Genomic DNA, 17,005 nt, shown 5'->3' with positions numbered 1-17,005 from the left:
GGACAGCGATGGACGGTGTACCGCGAGTACCGGAGCAGTGGGATCCCGAGGAATCGGTGGCCCTGCGCTTCAGCGTGCTCGGCCCGGTGCGCGCCTGGCGCGGGGGACAGGCGCTGCCCACGGGGTCCCCACAGCAACGCGCCCTGCTGGCCGCCCTGCTGCTCCGCGAGGGCCGCACGGCGACGTCCGGTGAGCTGATCGACGCCCTGTGGGGCGACGACCCGCCGTCCCAGGCCCTGGCGGCCGTCCGCACGTACGCCTCGCGCCTGCGCAAGATCCTCTCCCCCGGCGTCCTGGTCAGCGAGTCCGGCGGGTACGCGATCCGGCTCACCGACACCTCCGGCGGCGGCGCCACCCTCGACCTCGCCCTGGCACAGGAGCTGGCGGCCGACGCGGAGAAGGCGAAGAGCCGGGGCGACCTCTGCCATGCGCGCGCCCTGCTCAACAAGGCGCTGAGCATGTGGGACGGCGAGGTGCTGGCGAGCGTCCCCGGCCCGTACGCGGAGACCCAGCGCGCCCGGCTGCAGGAGTGGAAGCTCCAGCTCACCGAGTCCCGCCTGGACATGGACCTCGAACAGGGCTGCCACGCCGAGGCGGTCTCGGAACTCACCGCGCTCACCGCGGCGCACCCCCTGCGGGAGCGGCTGCGCGCGCTGCTGATGCTGGCGCTGTACCGCTCCGGCCGGCAGGCCGAGGCCCTGGCCGCGTACGCCGACACCCGGCGGCTGCTGGCCGACGAACTGGGCGTGGACCCGAGCCCGGACCTCCAGGAACTCCAGCAGCGCATCCTCCAGGCCGACCCCGGCCTCGCCGAACCCTCGGCGCCACTGGCCCCGGAGACCGCCGCCGCCCCGGTGCGCCCGGCCCAACTGCCGGCCACCGTGCCGGACTTCACCGGCCGTACGTCCTTCGTCTCCGAACTGTGCGAGGTCCTCGCGAGCGCCGAGGGCCGCGTGATGGCCGTCTCCGCGCTGGCCGGCATCGGCGGCGTCGGCAAGACGACGCTCGCCGTCCACGTCGCACACTCGTCACGAGGGGCCTTCCCGGACGGACAGCTGTACGTGGACCTCCAGGGCGCGGGCGCGCGGGCCGCGGCGCCCGAGGCCGTACTGGGCGCCTTCCTGCGCGCCCTCGGCACCCCTGACTCGTCCATCCCGGACTCCCTGGAGGAGCGGGCGGCCCTGTACCGCTCGGTGCTCGACGGCCGCCGGGTCCTGGTCCTCCTCGACAACGCGCGGGACGCGGCCCAGGTCCGGCCCCTGCTGCCCGGCACGGCGGGGTGTGCCGCGCTGGTCACCTCGCGGGTGCGGATGGTCGATCTGGCCGGCGCGCACCTGGTCGACCTCGACGTGATGTCGCCCGAGGAGGCGCTCCAGCTCTTCACGAAGATCGTGGGCGAGGAGCGCGTCGCGTCGGAGCGGCAGTCGGCGCTGGACGTGGTGGCGGCCTGCGGGTTCCTGCCGCTGGCCATCCGGATCGCCGCCTCCCGGCTGGCGGCGCGGCGCACCTGGACCGTCTCGGTCCTCGCGGCGAAGCTCGCGGACGAGCGGCGGCGCCTGGACGAGCTCCAGGCCGGCGACCTCGCCGTGAAGGCCACCTTCGAACTGGGCTACGGGCAGCTGGAGTCGGCCCAGGCCCGCGCCTTCCGGCTGCTGGGCCTCGCGGACGGTCCCGACATGTCCCTCGCCGCCGCCGCGGCGGTCCTCGACCTGCCCGCCGACGACACGGAGGAACTCCTGGAGTCCCTCGTCGACACCTCGCTGCTGGAGTCGGCGGCGCCCGGCCGTTACCGCTACCACGACCTGGTCCGGCTCTACGCGCGTGCCTGCGCCGAACGCGACGAACAGCCGCCGGGCGAGCGGGCCGCCGCGATGTCGCGCCTGCTCGACTTCTACCTCGCCACGGCCGCCGGCGTCTACGCCATCGAGCGCCCCGGCGACCGCCTGGTCGACCACCTGGAGACGACGCAGTACCCGGGCCTGACCTTCGCGGACGGCAGCGCGGCCCTGGACTGGCTGTACACGGAGGCCGCCCCGCTGCTGGCCTGCGTACGGCAGTCGGCCGGTACGGCGCTGCTGCGGCGGGCGGTGGATCTTCTGTGGGCCGCGAAGGACCTCACGGAGTCCGGGGCCAACTCGCACCAGTACGAGACGACGGCCCGGGCGATGTGCGACGCCACGCGGGCCGCGGGCGACGACCGGGCGGAAGGACGGGCGCGGACGATCCTCACCGACGTCCTCCTGGTCTCCGGCCGCATCCAGCAGGCGGAGGACGAGGCCCGACGCGCCATGGCACTCGCGGGCGCCGCGCAGGACACCACCGCGATCAGCTGGGTCGCCAACAACCGGGGACTCATCTGCCTGCACCAGGGCCGGCCCGCGGACGGCAAGGAGTTCTTCGACCAGGCCATAGGGCTTCTGCAGGCGGCCGACAACCGACCGTTCGAAGCGACCAGCCTGTGCAACCTCTCACGCGCCCACCTGGGCATGGGCAACATCACCAAGGCCGTGGAGATCGCCCAGCGCGGCGTCTCGATCCACGCCGAGTTCGGCCGGACGGTACGCCTCGCCAACGGCCACTACGCGGTGGGTATCGCGTTGCACATGGCCGGGCGGCACTCCGAGGCCCTCGGCCACTTCTCCGAGGCCCTCGGCATCCTCGGGGACCACCGGCAGCGGCTCTGGGAGGGGACCACGCACTTCCGTATCGCCGAGGTGCACCTGGCCGCCCACCGTCCCGCACAGGCGGCGCAGCATGCCGAACAGGCGCTCGCACTCAGGTGCATCGGCGGTGACCGTATGCGGGGCAACGTCCTGACGCTGCTGGGGCGGGCCCTCTCGGTCCTGGGCCAGGTGGACCGGGCCACGGCCTGCTGGAGAGAGGCCCTCAACCTCTACGAACAGAGTGGCGCCGAGGAGGCCGCCGAGGTGCGCGCCCTGCTCACACCCGCCGCCGCGGCGTGATCGACGGGCCGCCCACCAGGGCGGATGCAGACGTTCAGCATTCGTTTATCTCCGCGCGTCACTCTCTATCTGTCACACCGTCGCGTCGGGGGGCAGACGGTCTGACCAGGAGCCCAACCGGCTAGTGTGCGGCTCCGAACGCCCGTCCAGCGGCCCTCGGGGGAGTCTCTGGACGGGCGTTCTTCACTTGTCAACACCTTCAGAGGGAGTCAACCCATGAGCGACAAGAAGAAGGACACGGCCGGGGCTCTGCCGGACGACTCGGTCAAGGACGAGGCCATCACGACGCTGGACAACCCGATGCCGACGCCGCCGGCCGGACCTGACCTCACCGCGATGGACAACCCGATGCCCACGCCGCCGGCCGGACCCGACCTCACCGCGATGGACAACCCGATGCCCACGCCGCCGGCCGGACCCGACCTCACCGCGATGGACAACCCCATGCCGGCGCCGCCGAAGGACGGGGACGTCGTGACGCTGGACAACCCGATGCCGAGCGAACCCGCCAAGGGTGGCGTCACGACGCTGGACAACCCGATGCCGACGCCGCCGTCGCTCGGGCTGGACAACTGAAGACCTTTCTCCCAACGGGGGTCGGCCGCGGTGGCGCGGAGGGGGAGCCACCGCGGCCGAGGTCTGTCCGGGCGCGGGTTTCGGCCGGAAGTCGCTGCCGGGAGGTCCCGCCCCTCGCGGTGGACGCCCGTACGCCGTACTGTGCGCAGCACGATGACAGCGCAACCCGTCGAGTTCGGCAGACCGTTGGTTCCGCGGCCGGAACGGACACCCGGCGCGCTTCGCGCGGCCGTCATCCGGGTTGCCCCGCACCGGCTCGCCGAGTTGGAGCGGGAGACGGACGGGGCGATCGCGGTCGCCGCGCGCACCGGCAGCCTCGGGCCGATCATCCAGCTTCTCGACACCTGGGCCGTCACCGTGGAGATCGTGCGATTTCCGTCCACGGCCGCGCGGCTGCGCAAGGCCGAGCACACGGTGGGGGCCGTGGGGCGCGGTGCGCCTGCGCGACGGGGGGCCCGGGACGAGATCCACGCGTTGCGGGCCGCTGCGCGGGAGTCACTGGGGCGGGGCTGAGCGCCCCCTGAGCGCGCCGTTCCCCGCGCCGCTGACCGGAGTTACTCGCAGAGTTCGTTGTCGATCAGCGTGTTCTCCGTTTGCTGGGTGGTGGAGTCGTCGGAGCCGTCACCTGTCGCGTTCAGGACCACCGTGCGGCGGCCGTCGGCGCTGACGCCGTCCCGGGTGGTGTAGCCGGGGATGTCGCCGCCGTGGCTGTAGTACGAGCCGCCGCAGGACAGCGGGATCTCCATCAGGCCGAGGCCGTAGCGGGCGCCGCCCCAGCCGGGGTCCAGCTCCGGGGCCCGTACGGTCGTCTTCATCGCCGCCAGTTCCGCCGGGCGCAGCAGCCGCCCGCCGAGGAGCGCCTGGTAGAAGCGCGTCAGATCGGCCGTCGTACTGATCATCGCGCCCGCCGCACCGGCCGCCGAGGGGTTGAACTCGGTGGCGTCGAGCGGCTCCCCCGCCTCCCCGAAGCTGGAGTAGCCGTGCAGATGGCGCCCCGGAATCCGGGAGTCCGTCGTCGGCGCGAGGGTGTGGCGCAGACCCAGCGGGCGGATGACGCGCGCGGTGACCTCCTGCTGCCACGTGCGCCCGGTCGCCTTCTCGATGATCATCCCGGCGAGGATGTAGTTGGTGTTGGAGTAGCTCCACCCGTCACCGGGCGCGAACGCCGGGGCGTGCTTCATCGCGATGCCGACCAGCTGCTCGGGTGTCCACGTGGTGTAGCGGCCCGCCTCGTAGGCGGCCTTGCCGGTGAGCGCGGGGAAGTCCCCCGTGTAGTCGAACAGTCCGCTGGTGTGCTGGAGCAGCTGCCGTACGGTGATCGCGCCGCCGTCGTTGCCGTGGCCGGAGACGACTCCGGGCAGCCAGTCCTCCAAGGTGTCGTCCAGCGACAGGCGTCCCTCGCCGACGAGTTGGAGCACCACCGTGGCGACGAACGTCTTGCTGGCGCTGGCGATCCGGAACCGGTCGCCGGGACGCGCGGCCTCGCCGGTGACCGTCTCGGCCACGCCGGCGGTGGCGGTGCGGGAGCCTCGCGGTCCCGTCGACCGGGCGACCACCGCCACCGTCCCGGTCTTCATGATCGCGTCCACGTCCGCCTGCAGCTCCCTGCTGTGCGAGGTGCCCTGCGAGGCGCCGTGCGAGATGCCGTGCGCGGGGGGCACCGCGGGTTCGAGCGCGGAACCGGTCGCGCCCGCGGCGGGCAGGGTGAGGCCGATACCGGCCAGCGCGGTCACCAGTGTCGTGGCCAGCACTCGGGAGGTGGTCGTGGTCTTCATGGGTCGCGGGCTCCTCGCGTGTCGGTCGGGCCGTCGGTGCGGTGTGACGACCACGCTAGGAACTCCGGCTGTGCGTCACGATCAAGCAGGCAGGTCGATCGGAAGGGGGGCTTCCACCCCCACCCGGGTGGTGCCTGCTGTACGGGCCCGGCCCCGACCTCGTACGACGACGGGGCGTGCGAGGCCGGGTGAGGGTTCGTCAGGCGCGGCGTCTGGCGTCGTCCAGGTATCTCAGGACCGCCGCGACCCGGCGGTCCACCTGGTCGGCGGGTGACAGGTCGAGCTTGGCGAAGATGCTGCGGATGTGCTTGTGGACGGCGCCCTCCGTGACGACGAGCCGTTCGGCGATGGCGCCGTTGCCCAGGCCCTCCGCCATCAGCGCGAGTACGTCGCGCTCGCGCGGACTGAGCCGCTCCAGACGGGTGTCCTGGCGGCTGCGGGTGAAGAGCTGCGCGACGACCTCCGGGTCGATGGCCGTGCCCCCGGCCGCCACCCGGTGCAGCGCGTCCAGGAACTCCTCGACCCGCCCGACCCGCTCCTTGAGCAGATAGCCGAGCCCGGTGACCCCGCCGGCGAGCAGTTCCGTGGCGAACGACTGCTCGACGTACGCCGACAGCACGAGCACCGCCAGGTCGGGCATGCGGCGCCGGGCCTCGACGGCGGCGACGATCCCCTCGTCGGTGTGCGTCGGCGGCATCCGTACGTCGAGGATGGCGACGTCCGGCTTGTGGGTGTCGATGGCCTCCAGGACGCCGTCCCCGGTACCGGCCGTTCCCACCACGTCGAGGCCTTCCGCGCGCAGCAGGAGCGCGAGCCCCTCCCGCAGCAGCGCGTCGTCCTCGGCGATCACAATCCGCATGGCAGTTCCACCTTCAGAGTCGTCGGGCCACCGGGCGGGCTGGCCAGTTCGAGGGTGCCGTCGTGGGCGGCGATCCGGTTGCGGATGCCGGTGAGCCCGGTGCCGCCCTTCTCTCCCCCGGAGCCAACAGCCTGGGAGGGGGCCCCGGCCCCGCCCCGGCCGTCGTCGGTGATGTCGAGCAGCAGCCGGCCGCCCCGGCTGCGGACCGTGACGGCCGCCTGCCGCGCCCCGCTGTGCTTGGCGATGTTCGTGAGCGCCTCGGCGACCACGAAGTAGGCGGTCGCCTCCACGGACGCGGCGCACCGCTCGGGCGCTTCCACGTCGATCCGGCAGGGCACCGGGCAGCTCGCGGCGAGTCCGGTGAGCGCGCCGGCGAGCCCCCGGTCGGCCAGTACGGGCGGCAGGATGCCCCGGGCCACCGACCGCAGTTCGGCGAGGGCCTGTTCGGCGGCGCTCTGGGCGCGTTCGAGGAGTTCCTCGGCGCCCGCCGGATCGCGGGCCACCATGCGGCGCGCGGCGCCCAGGAGCACGGTGACGGTGACGAGCCGGTTCTGCGTGCCGTCGTGCAACGAGCGCTCGATGCGCCGCAGTTCGGTGGCGTGGGCGTCCAGGGCGGCGGCCCGCGTGGCGGTGAGTTCCGCGACGCGCAGGGACAGGTCCGTGTCGGGCCCGGCCGCCAGGAGGAGCCGTCCCGGCCTGCTCTGGAGGCGCGCCATGCCGGGGCTGAGGCCCAGGATGATGGCGGTCCAGCCGAGGCCGAGGAGGGCGGCGGCGGTCGCGTCGGCCCAGGTCTCCGCGACCCCTATCCCCAGGGACGTGCTGGTCGCGCCCTCCGGCAGCAGCCGCCAGTACAGCGGGAAGAGCGTGTCGCGCAGGGCCAGCAGCGGCAGCAGCAGGCCGCCGAGACCGAGGAGCAGGCCGAGTGTGGCGTGGCGGGCCAGCCAGCGCAGCTCCCGCCGCGTGGTGGGGTCGACGAGGGCGAGCCGTACCGCGGTCGGCGCCGGGTCCGGGCCCATGACCTCGGGTCCCCAGCGGCCGAGCCGGTCGCGTTCGCGGCCCGCGAGCGAGTGCAGGGCCCGCAGGACGAGCGGCGCCATCAGCAGGCCGACGCCCACCAGGGACGTCACGGCGGTCACGGCCGCCCAGACCAGTACGAGCAGCGCCATCAGCGCGGTGCCGAGTCCGCCGACGAGTTGTTCCAGGGCGGCGACGGCCGCACCGGCGGCGCGGACCGCGGTGGCCCGGATGCCGGGCCTGCCGCCACCCCCCTCATCGGGTACGTCATGCCGGTCCGAGGTCGGCATCCGCCCCTCCTCTCCCGTTTCCCGCTCACCGAAAGCCCTGTGCGGGCGACCGGTTCACGGCCGTGGCAGGAGCGTAGAGGTACAGCCTGCTGTACCCCCACTCGGGCTGCTGGCGGGCTCGGCCGGCCCTGGTCCCGATCCGTAGTTTCGAGGCACGACAGCGAGACCCGCGGCGGGAACCGCGCAGGGTCCGACGAACCCGAAGACTCCGAAGAGGGACAGCCATGACGACGACGGACCCCTACCGCCTCGACGGCCTCGCGGGGAACACGGACCCCGCGCGGCCGGACACCCCCCGGGAAGGCGTCACCTGGGACGGCTTCGCGCGTACGGCCCTGTGGCTGGTGCTGGTCATCAGCACCGTCGGCAACATGGTGGCCTCGTACAGCACCGCCTCCACCCAGGTCCACCTGGTGTGCGGCGCGGTCACCGGGCTCAGCGCGTCGGTGCTCGTCGTCCGTCACCTGCGGGGCCGGCGATGAGCGGGGTCCTCGCGGGAGCCGGCCACCCGATGGCGGCACCGCCCGCGCCGGCCATCGAGCTGGCGAACGTCAGCAAGACGTACCCGGGAGGCGTCCGCGCCCTCGACGACGTGTCGCTGAGCGTCGAGCACGGCACGTTCCTCGCCGTCATGGGGCCCTCGGGCTCGGGCAAGAGCACGCTGATGCACTGCGCCGCCGGCCTCGACTCCCCCACCTCGGGAAGCATCCGCGTCGGCGAGCGCGAGATCAGCGGACTGAACGAGACCCGCCGCACCGAACTGCGCCGCGAGCACATCGGTTTCGTGTTCCAGTCCTACAACCTGGTCCCCGCCCTCAGCGTCGCCGACAACATCACGCTGCCGCTGCGGCTGGCGGGGCGCGCCCCGGACCGGGAGTGGGTGCGGACGCTGGTCGAGCGGGTCGGTCTCGCCGACCGGATGTCGCACCGGCCCGCCGAGCTCTCCGGCGGCCAGCAGCAACGGGCCGCGATCGTACGGGCCCTGGTGGCGAAGCCCGCCGTGGTGTTCGCCGACGAGCCGACCGGCGCCCTCGATCTGCGCAGCGCCCACGAGGTGCTGGGCCTGCTGCGCGAACTGGTCGACGAGCTGCGCCAGACGGTGGTGATGGTCACCCACGACCCGGCCGCCGCCGCCCAGGCCCACCACGCGGTGGTGATGGCCGACGGCCGGGTGGTCGAGCGCCTGTACCGGCCCACCGCCCCCGAACTGGCCGACCGTCTCGTCAAGCTGGGAGAGGTCTAGAACCATGCTGCATCTCGCGGTCCGTATGGCAGGACACCGCATCACCGCCCTGCTGGCGGTGGCGTGCGCGGTGCTCGGCGGAGCGGCACTGATCACCGGCACGGGGGTACTGGCCGAGTCCGGCCTCCGCTCCCAGCTGCCGGCGGGCCGGCTCGCCGGAGCCGATGTCGTGGTCTCCAGCGACCAGAGCTTCCGTCCGGCCGGGGACCTGCCGATCGCCCTCCCGGAGCGTGGCACGGTCCCGGCCGCGCTGGTGGACCGGCTCGCCGCACTGCCCGGCGTCACCGCCGCGGTCGGCGATGTCGGCTTCCCGGCCGCCGTGCTCGACACCGACGGCCGCGTCGTCCCCGTCGAGGAGCCGCAGGCGGCCGGGCACGGCTGGTCGTCGACGAAGCTGCTCACGGACCCGAAGGTCAGCGGTGCCGCACCGGCCGGCGCCGCCGAGGTGGCGCTCGACAGCGCGACGGCCGAGGCCGCGGGTGTGCGGGCCGGCGACCGGGTCGAGGTCGTCGCGGCCGGCCGGTCCGCCGCCACGTACCGCGTCACGGCGGTGGTCGACGCCCCGGGCGCGGGCATCCTCTTCGCCGACCGGACGGCCGCACGACTGTCCGGCCGGGGCGGCGGCGAAGGAAACGACGGCAGCGGCAGCAGCGAAGGAACCGGTGGCGCCACCACGGGCGGGCGCACCGGAACCGTGGACCTGGTCGGTCTGCGCACCGAGCCCGGCGCCGAGGAGTCGGTGGCCGCCGCGGCCCGCGAGACGATCGAGGACGCCGGCAAGGCCGCTTCCGGCGGAGCGGGCGCCGACGTGATCGTCTCCACCGGCTCCGGCCGCGGTGACATCGCCTCCCCGGGCGCGGGCGCGGCCCGTTCGCTGCTGATCCTGCTCGCCGGTTCGCTCTCCGGGATCATCATGATGGTCATCGGATTCGTGATGGCGAGCGCCCTCGCCGTGTCGATCGGCGGCCAGCGCCGCGACCTCGCCCTGATGCGGGCCGTCGGCGCGACTCCCCGGCAGATCAGACGACTCGCGGCCGCGCAGGCCTCGATCATCGCCGCCGTGGCGGTCGTGCCCGGCGTGGGCCTCGGCTATCTGCTGGCCGGTCAGTTCCGGCGGATGCTCGTCGACCGCGAGGTGATCCCCGCAGGGCTGCCGCTCACCTACAGCCCCCTGCCCGCGCTCGCCACCGTCCTCCTGCTCGGGCTCGCCGTCCAGGTGTCCGCCCGGAGCGCCGCGTGGCGCACCTCGCGGCTGCCGGCCACCGAGGCGGTCGCCGAGTCGCGCAGCGAACCCCGTACCCCGTCGAAGATCCGGATCCGCGCCGGTCTGCTGCTGATCGTCGCCGCCATGACCCTCTCGGCGGTGCCGCTGCTCAGCCGGACGGTCCTCGGCGCGGCGGCCACCTCCATGGCCGGGATCATCGGCGCGATCGGCCTGGCGCTGGCGGGACCGGCCCTGGTCCGGGGCATCGGTGACACGGCGGCCCGGCGGCTGCGGCCCGGGGTGTCGGCCCCGACCTGGCTCGCCGTGGCGAACATCCGCGGGTACGCCCTGCGGCTCTCGGGGGTCGTCAGCGCCCTCGCCATGGCGGTGGTGTTCGTGCTGACCTACACGCTGGCCCAGACGACCGTCATGAGCGCCACCGCGCAGGACAACCGCACCGGCACCCTCGCCCAGCGGAGCCTGAGCGCACCGGGGCTCGGCGGGGTGCCCGCCGGCGTCCTGGCCGACGTAACGAGGACCGACGGCGTACGGGCGGCGGCCCCGGTCAGCGACACCACAGTCGTGTGGGAGTACGAGATGTTCGGCGAACCGGAGGTCGAGGCCGCCTCCGCGATGATCCTGACCCCGGCCGCGCCCGACGTCCTGGACCTCGGCGTACGGGACGGCAGCCTGGCCCGCCTCACCGGTGACACGGTCGCCGTCGACAGCGAGGTCGCCCGCTCCCGCGACGCCGGCGTCGGCAAGCGGATCGACCTGGTCCTCGGGGACGGCAGCCGGGTCAGTCCCGAGGTCGTCGCCGTCTACGACCGCGGCCTCGGCTTCGGCCCGGTCGCCGTCTCCCACGACCTCGCCGAGGGGCACACCACCGCCGGCCTCGACCAGAGGGTCCTCGTACGCACCGACGGCACCGACGCCGCGCTGCGCGAGCTCACCGAACTGGCCGCGTCCCGCCCCGGTCTGGTCCTTGAGCCCACCGACACCGGATCGGGCGACAGCCTGAGCGACGCGCCGGCGACGGTCTGGATCAACCTCGCCACCATCGTCGTACTCCTCGGCTACCTCCTCCTGTCCATCGCCAACAAGCTGGTCGCCACGACCGCCCAGCGGCGCAACGAGATCGCCACGCTCCGCCTCAACGGCACCACCCCGCGCCAGATCCTCGCGATGATGCGCCGCGAGGCAGCGGTGATCGGGGTCGCCGCGGTCGCCACCGGTGTGCTGCTGTCCGTGGTCCCGCTCGTGCTGCTCGGCGTCGGGTTCCTGGACCGGCCGTGGCCCGCGGGCCCGGTGTGGCTGCTGCCGGCGGTCGCGCTGACCGTGATCTGCACGGCCTTCGTCACGGTCGAACTCCCCACCCGGCAGGCCCTGCGCACGGCCCCGGCCCACGCGCTGTCCGCCCGCGAGTAGCCGGCGCGGAACGCCGAGGGGGGTCTCGCCGGGACAGGGCGGGGCCCCTCAACGCCGCTTGCGCAGTTCCCCCTTCACGACCTTCCCGCTCGCGTTCCGCGGCAGCTCGCCGACGAACTCCACCGTCCTCGGCACCTTGTAGTTGGCCATCTCGCGGCGCGCCCAGGCGATCAGGTCGTCGCCGGTGAGTGCCACGTCCGGCCGCCGCACGACGTACGCCTTGCCGACCTCGCCGAGCCGGGCGTCCGGGACTCCGATCACGGCCACGTCCGCGACGTCCGGGTGCAGGCCCAGGAGCTGCTCCACCTCCGCCGGGTACGCGTTGAAGCCGCCGACGATGAACATGTCCTTGATGCGGTCGGTGATCCGGAGGTTGCCCGCCTCGTCCAGGACGCCGATGTCGCCCGTGCGGAGCCAGCCGTCCGGGGTCATCGCCTCCGCGGTGGCCCGGTCGTCCTCGTAGTAGCCGCGCATGACGTTGAAGCCGCGGACGAGGACCTCGCCCGGGGTGCCCGGGGCGACCGTCCGGCCCCCGGCGGCCACCACCTTCACCTCCGTGCCGGGGATCGCGCGGCCGGACGTGGACGCGATCACGTCCGGCTCGTCGCCGCGGCGGCACATCGTGACGATCCCGCTCGCCTCGGAGAGCCCGTAGGCGGTGAGGACCGTGCCCACGCCCAGCTCCGCCCGCAACCGCTCCACCAGCAGCAGCGGTACGACCGCCGCACCCGTCACCACCAGGCGCAGGGCCGAGAGGTCGTACGCGTCACGGTTCGGGTGGTCCAGGAGGGACTGGTGGAGGGTGGGCGGGCCGGGGAGCACCGAGATGCGTTCCGAGGCGATGTTCGCCAGGACCGTGTCCACGTCGAACACCGGCTGCGGGATCATCGTCGCGCCCCGCATCAGACAGGCGATCACGCCCGCCTTGTAGCCGAAGGTGTGGAAGAAGGGGTTCACGATCAGATAGCGGTCGCCCTCGCGCAGACCGGCCAGTTCGCACCAGACGTCGTACGCCCGCAGGGTCTGCGCGTGGGTGATCACGGCGCCCTTGGGGCGGCCGGTGGTGCCGGAGGTGAAGATGATGTCCGAGGGGGCCGACGGGTCGAGCGCCGAGGCCCGTGCCTCGTCCTCCCCCACCCCGTCGCCGCTCGCCAGGAAGTCCTTCCAGGTACGGAACTCTGCGGGGGCGTCGTCGGACAGGACGACCACCTGTTCCAGATGCGGGAGCCCCGGCAGCGGGCCCGCGCCACGGCCCGCGTCGCCCGGCTCCTCGGACTCGGCGCAGGCCCGTCGCAGGGAGGCCACGTACGAGGTCCCCAGGAACGTGCCCGTCACGAACAGCAGTTTCGTCCGGCTGCGGGCCAGTACGTAGGCGGCTTCCGTGCCCTTGAAGCGGGTGTTCAGCGGGACGAGGACCGCGCCCGCCGACACCGCGCCGAGGGCGGACACCATCCAGTCCAGGGTGTTGGGCGCCCAGATGGCCACCCGGTCGCCGGGCGCCACACCGTTCGCGACGCAGGCCGCCGCCGCGCGTTCCACCCGGGCGCCCAGCTGCGCGTACGTGATGCGGGTACGGCCCTCGACGACCGCCTCCACGTCCGCGTACCGCTCGGCCGCCGCCCGTACGAGTCCCGGGATCGTCCCCCACTCCACGTCACCGCGCACAGCGGGCCTCCCCTCCACCGCACGGTCGGCTGCCCGGCCGACCGCTAGCTGACTACCCGTCAGATTAGCTGTAGCCTGACGCCCTGTCAGCATTCGTGGACCGGGGTGGAGGTGCGTCCATGGCACGGACAGGGGCAGGCGCGAGGGTGGGCTCGGGGACGGCGGGACTCAAGGACGCGACCGCTGTCGTCGGCATCGGACAGACACCCTTCGCCAGGCAACTCCCGGAAAGCGAGAAGACCTTGGCGTGCCGGGCGATCCTCGCCGCCCTCGACGACGCGGGCATCTCACCGGCCGAGGTCGACGCGCTGGCCTCCTACACCATGGAGGAGACCGACGAGGTCGAGGTCGCCAAGGCCGTCGGCTTCGGTGACCTCAGCTTCTTCAGCAAGGTCGGCTTCGGGGGCGGCGGTTCGTGCGCCACCGTCGCGCATCTGGCGTCCGCGGTGGCCACCGGCCAGGCGACGGTCGGCGTCGCCTGGCGCTCCCGCAAACGCGGCAGCGGACCCCGCCCGTGGAAGAACACCACCGTCCAACTCCCCACGCCCGCCCAGTGGACCCGCCCCTTCGGCCTCCTGCGCCCCGCCGACGAGATAGCCATGCTCACCCGCCGCTATCTGCACGAGTACGGGGCCAGACGCGACCACCTCTTCAACGTCGCCCTCGCCTGCCGCAACCGGGCCAACCAGAACCCCGCCGCGATGATGTACGAACGCCCGCTGACCCGGGACATGTATATGACCTCCCGCTGGATCAGCGAGCCGCTCTGCCTCTTCGACAACTGCCTGGAGACGGACGGGGCGTTGGCCTGCGTGGTCGTCTCCGCGGAACGCGCCCGCGACTGCCGCCGCCGGCCCGTGTACGTGCACTCGGCCGCCCAGGGCCTGCCCGCCCAGCACCACGGAATGGTCAACTACTGGAACGACGACCCGCTGACAGGACCCGCCTGGACGGCCGCCCGGCACCTGTGGAAACACGCCGACTTCACCCCGGAGGACGTGGACGTCGCCCAGATCTACGACGCGTTCACCCCCCTCATCCCGCTCTCCCTGGAGGGCTACGGCTTCTGCGGCCGGGGCGAGGGCGGCGCGTTCACCGAAGGGGGCGCCCTGGAGATCGGCGGACGGCTGCCGCTGAACACGAGCGGCGGCGGACTCTCGGAGGCGTACGTCCATGGCTTCAACCTCATCAACGAGGGCGTGAAGCAGCTCAGGGGAACCAGCACGGCGCAGGTGCCGGGCGCGGCGACCTGCCTGGTCACGGCGGGCGAGGGGGTCCCGACCTCGGCCCTGCTCCTGAGGAACTGAACCGAACCCCGAAGCCTCTCAGGCATCCGAGGAGCCCACATGCTCACACCTGTCGTGGACGACGACGGCGCCCCCTTCTGGGAGTACACCGCCCGGGGCGAACTGCGCGTCCAGGCCTGCGCCGAGCCCGCCTGCGCGGAACTGCGCTTCCCGCCCCGGCCCTGCTGCCCGCACTGCCACTCCTTCGACAGCGAGTGGCGCAGGATGAGCGGCAGAGGGCGGATCTGGTCGTACGTGATCCCGCACCCGCCGCTCCTGCCCGACTACGCGGCGCAGGCCCCGTACAACGTGATCGTCGTCGAGCTGGCGGAGGCGCCGCGCATCCGGCTCGTGGGGAACCTCGTCAGCGGCCCGGACGCGCCGCTCGACTCGGTCGCGGCGGAACGGATCCGGATCGGCGCACGGGTGCAGGTGGCCTTCCCGCGGCACTCCGACGGGGACGGGCCGCGGCTGCCGCGCTGGACGCTGGAGCGGCCGTGACCTCCCTGCGCACCACCACCGACAAGGACACGGGCGTCGCGGTGGTCACGCTGGACCGCCCGGCACGCCTGAACGCCATCGACCTCGCCATGGTCGCCGAACTGAGCGCGCTCTGGGCGGAGTTCAGGTTCGACGACTCCGTACGGGTGGTGGTCCTGACCGGGGCGGGCGACCGGGCCTTCTCCACGGGCCTCGACCGGGACGCCGAGATTCCGCAGCCGGGGTCGCCGTACATGCTGGACGATCCGCTCGTCGCGATCGGCCCGAAGGCGGCGGGGCTGTGGAAGCCGGTGATCGCCGCCGTGAACGGGATGGCATGTGGCGGGGCGTTCTACCTGCTCGGCGAGGCGGACTTCGTGATCGCGGACGAGACGGCCACGTTCTTCGATCCGCACACGACGTACGGCATGGTCAGCGCGTACGAGTCCGTCCTGCTGGCCCAGCGGGCGCCGTTCGGGGAGGTGGCCCGCATGGCCCTGATGGGCACGGCCGAACGGATGTCCGCGCGGCGGGCGTACGAGGTGGGGCTGGTGTCGGAGGTGACGGCGCGGGGGGAGTCGGTGGGGGCGGCGGTCCGCTGCGCGGAAACCATCGCCTCGTATCCCCCCGCGGCGGTGCAGGGCACGGTCCGCGCGCTCTGGTCTGCGCAGGAGGCGACGCGGACAGCGGCCCTGTCCCAGGCCCCCCACCTGATCACCCTGGGCAACCAGCCCCCCGACACCCAGACCCACCTGTTCACCACCCGCCCCCCAAACTTCAGAACCCGCTGAACCCGGGAGGGGTACGGGTTGCGCAGTTCCCCGCGCCCCTGAAAAGCGGGGCTGCGCCCCGGCTTTTCGTCTTTCAGGGGCGCGGGGAACTGCGCGAACGCTCGCACCGAGCGCGCGCCCCGCATACCAGCAGCCCCCACCCCAACACCCCCCAAGGGGCGCGGGGAACGGCGCAACCCGTCCGGAGCCCAGGAAACGCCGTTCAGGAACGCGCCGTCCCCGTGCCCTTTTCCGCGTCGAGCGCGTACACGCACCGGTCCTTGCTGCACGCGTACACCACCCCGTCCTTGACGACAGGAGACCCCGTGATCTCCCCACCGGTCGCCAGCTTCCACCGCAGCCGCCCGTCGTCCGCCTTCAGCGTGTACAACAGGTGGTCCGTCGAGCCGAAGTGGATGCGGCCGTCGGCGACAGCCGGCGCCCCCACCAGATCCCCGCCCGCCTGGAAGCGCCACTTCGGCGTACCGGTGACCGCGTCCAGCGTGTAGAGCCCCTTGCCGCTGCCCACATGGACATGCCCCGCCGAGACGAGCACCGGGTCGATCGAGGACCGCGCCTCGGTCGCGATGCGCCAGCGGTCACGCCCGTCGGTGGCGTCGAGCGCGTACACCGTTCCGAGGTAGTCGGCGAGGTACACCCCGCCCCCCGTGACGGCCGGCCCCGGCGCGAACGTCGGCGCGCTCAGGAAGACCGCCGGCGCCTCGAAGTGCCACCGCACATGCCCGCCGGCGACATCGATGGCGAGGACGCGCGTCCCGGCCGACACGTACACGTACCCGTCGTCCGCCTGGGTGATCCGCACGGGCACACCGCCGCAGGAGGCCGCGTCGCCGATGGGGTACGACCAGCGCTCCTCCCCCGTACGGGCCTCCAGCGCGCGCAGCCGGGCGTCCTTCCAGACGTAGACCGTGCCGTCGTGGACGGCGGGACCCGCCTCCGGCGACTCGAAGTCGGTCTGGGCGCCGGTGATCTCCCAGAGCTTCTGCCCGTTGGCGGCCTCCCAGGCCTGTACGCCACCGCCGCGCGTGCCGGTGACGACCGTGCCGCGGTCGGCCTTGAGCGAGTACACCCACGCGTCGGTCGGCAGCCGCCACAGGTCGGTGCCCTCGCGGGCGTCCAGGGCGAAGAGCGTGGGCCCGTCGGAGGCGTGGACGCGGCCGTCGGCGACCGCCATCGACCAGGCGACGTCCCGCGTCTTGAAGCGGCGCCGGCCGGTGGCCACGTCCAGGGCGTGCACCTCGAAGGAGGTGACGTAGACGAGGTCCCCGGCGACGGCGGGCGTCCCCCACACGTCGTTCGACATCCGGAAGCGCCACGGCCGCCAGGAGGCGGACCCGTCGGGCCCGGCGGGCGCAGGAACGGCCGCGACGGGCTCGGCGCCGTTCACACCGGGGCGCGACCGGGACCAGGCCGCCGCGAGTCCGGCCTCCG

Annotated in this window: 14 protein-coding genes; 9 read left to right on the top strand and 5 right to left on the bottom strand. The window is 73.5% G+C overall.

The window, feature by feature from the left end; genetic code table 11:
• Positions 1–8: 8 nt before the first annotated feature.
• The 3 genes from afsR to IE278_RS39290 all read left to right on the top strand — a co-directional run bounded on the left by afsR (position 9) and on the right by IE278_RS39290 (position 4,052).
• Positions 9–2,963 (top strand): SARP-family global regulator AfsR, encoded by a 2,955-nt coding sequence (gene afsR, locus IE278_RS39300; RefSeq protein WP_189779809.1) that lies wholly within the window; start codon positions 9–11, stop codon positions 2,961–2,963.
• A gap of 216 nt (positions 2,964–3,179) precedes the next feature.
• Entirely contained in the window at positions 3,180–3,539 is a 360-nt protein-coding gene (locus IE278_RS42725) for a hypothetical protein (protein WP_246571518.1), read from the top strand.
• A 153-nt stretch (positions 3,540–3,692) separates the two neighbouring features.
• Entirely contained in the window at positions 3,693–4,052 is a 360-nt protein-coding gene (locus IE278_RS39290) for a DUF6247 family protein (protein WP_189779808.1), read from the top strand.
• A 41-nt stretch (positions 4,053–4,093) separates the two neighbouring features.
• On the opposite strand, the gene IE278_RS39285 is transcribed toward IE278_RS39290, so the two are convergent.
• From IE278_RS39285 to IE278_RS39275, 3 genes are all read right to left on the bottom strand, one after another.
• Entirely contained in the window at positions 4,094–5,314 is a 1,221-nt protein-coding gene (locus IE278_RS39285; RefSeq protein ID WP_189779807.1) for a serine hydrolase domain-containing protein, read from the bottom strand.
• A gap of 199 nt (positions 5,315–5,513) precedes the next feature.
• Positions 5,514–6,173 (bottom strand): response regulator, encoded by a 660-nt coding sequence (locus IE278_RS39280; protein WP_189779806.1) that lies wholly within the window; start codon positions 6,171–6,173, stop codon positions 5,514–5,516.
• Positions 6,161–7,477 carry a sensor histidine kinase gene (locus IE278_RS39275; protein ID WP_189779805.1) on the bottom strand — a complete coding sequence of 439 codons (1,317 nt, stop codon included), beginning with the start codon at positions 7,475–7,477 and terminating at the stop codon, positions 6,161–6,163. Before IE278_RS39275 ends, IE278_RS39280 begins: the two co-directional genes overlap by 13 nt.
• A 224-nt stretch (positions 7,478–7,701) precedes the next feature.
• Between IE278_RS39275 and IE278_RS39270 the strand changes: the two genes are divergently transcribed.
• From IE278_RS39270 to IE278_RS39260, 3 genes are read left to right on the top strand one after another with little or no spacing between them, the layout of a single operon-like run.
• Entirely contained in the window at positions 7,702–7,959 is a 258-nt protein-coding gene (locus IE278_RS39270) for a hypothetical protein (protein ID WP_189779804.1), read from the top strand.
• The gene (locus IE278_RS39265; RefSeq protein WP_189779803.1) at positions 7,956–8,720 is read left to right on the top strand and encodes an ABC transporter ATP-binding protein; all 765 of its coding nucleotides are present in this window, start codon (positions 7,956–7,958) and stop codon (positions 8,718–8,720) included. The genes IE278_RS39270 and IE278_RS39265 overlap by 4 nt, the downstream gene beginning before the upstream one ends.
• Positions 8,721–8,724: 4 nt before the next feature.
• On the top strand, positions 8,725–11,352 hold the full coding sequence (locus IE278_RS39260) for an FtsX-like permease family protein (RefSeq protein WP_189779802.1): 2,628 nt from the start codon (positions 8,725–8,727) through the stop codon (positions 11,350–11,352).
• Between the two features lie 48 nt (positions 11,353–11,400).
• Here the strand turns inward: IE278_RS39260 and IE278_RS39255 are convergent, their stop codons facing one another.
• A complete protein-coding gene (locus IE278_RS39255; RefSeq protein ID WP_246571515.1) occupies positions 11,401–13,017 on the bottom strand; it encodes a FadD3 family acyl-CoA ligase in 1,617 nt (538 codons plus the stop codon).
• 119 nt (positions 13,018–13,136) lie between these two features.
• Here IE278_RS39255 and IE278_RS39250 point away from each other — a divergent pair, with 119 nt between their 5' ends.
• From IE278_RS39250 to IE278_RS39240, 3 genes are read left to right on the top strand one after another with little or no spacing between them, the layout of a single operon-like run.
• On the top strand, positions 13,137–14,324 hold the full coding sequence (locus IE278_RS39250) for a lipid-transfer protein (protein WP_189779800.1): 1,188 nt from the start codon (positions 13,137–13,139) through the stop codon (positions 14,322–14,324).
• A 39-nt stretch (positions 14,325–14,363) separates the two neighbouring features.
• Positions 14,364–14,804, top strand: coding sequence for a Zn-ribbon domain-containing OB-fold protein (locus tag IE278_RS39245; RefSeq protein ID WP_189779799.1), 441 nt, complete (start codon positions 14,364–14,366; stop codon positions 14,802–14,804).
• Positions 14,801–15,574, top strand: a complete 774-nt coding sequence (locus IE278_RS39240) for an enoyl-CoA hydratase/isomerase family protein (RefSeq protein WP_246571512.1) — start codon at positions 14,801–14,803, stop codon at positions 15,572–15,574. Before IE278_RS39245 ends, IE278_RS39240 begins: the two co-directional genes overlap by 4 nt.
• Before the next feature lie 202 nt (positions 15,575–15,776).
• Here the strand turns inward: IE278_RS39240 and IE278_RS39235 are convergent.
• A partial coding sequence (locus tag IE278_RS39235) for an outer membrane protein assembly factor BamB family protein (RefSeq protein WP_189779798.1) occupies positions 15,777–17,005 on the bottom strand: 1,229 nt, incomplete at its 5' end.

Source organism: Streptomyces tauricus (assembly GCF_014650955.1).
GTDB lineage: Bacteria > Actinomycetota > Actinomycetes > Streptomycetales > Streptomycetaceae > Streptomyces > Streptomyces tauricus.
The sequence above is the reverse complement of the archived record's forward strand: the minus strand, read 5'-3'. Positions and strand labels throughout refer to the sequence as shown.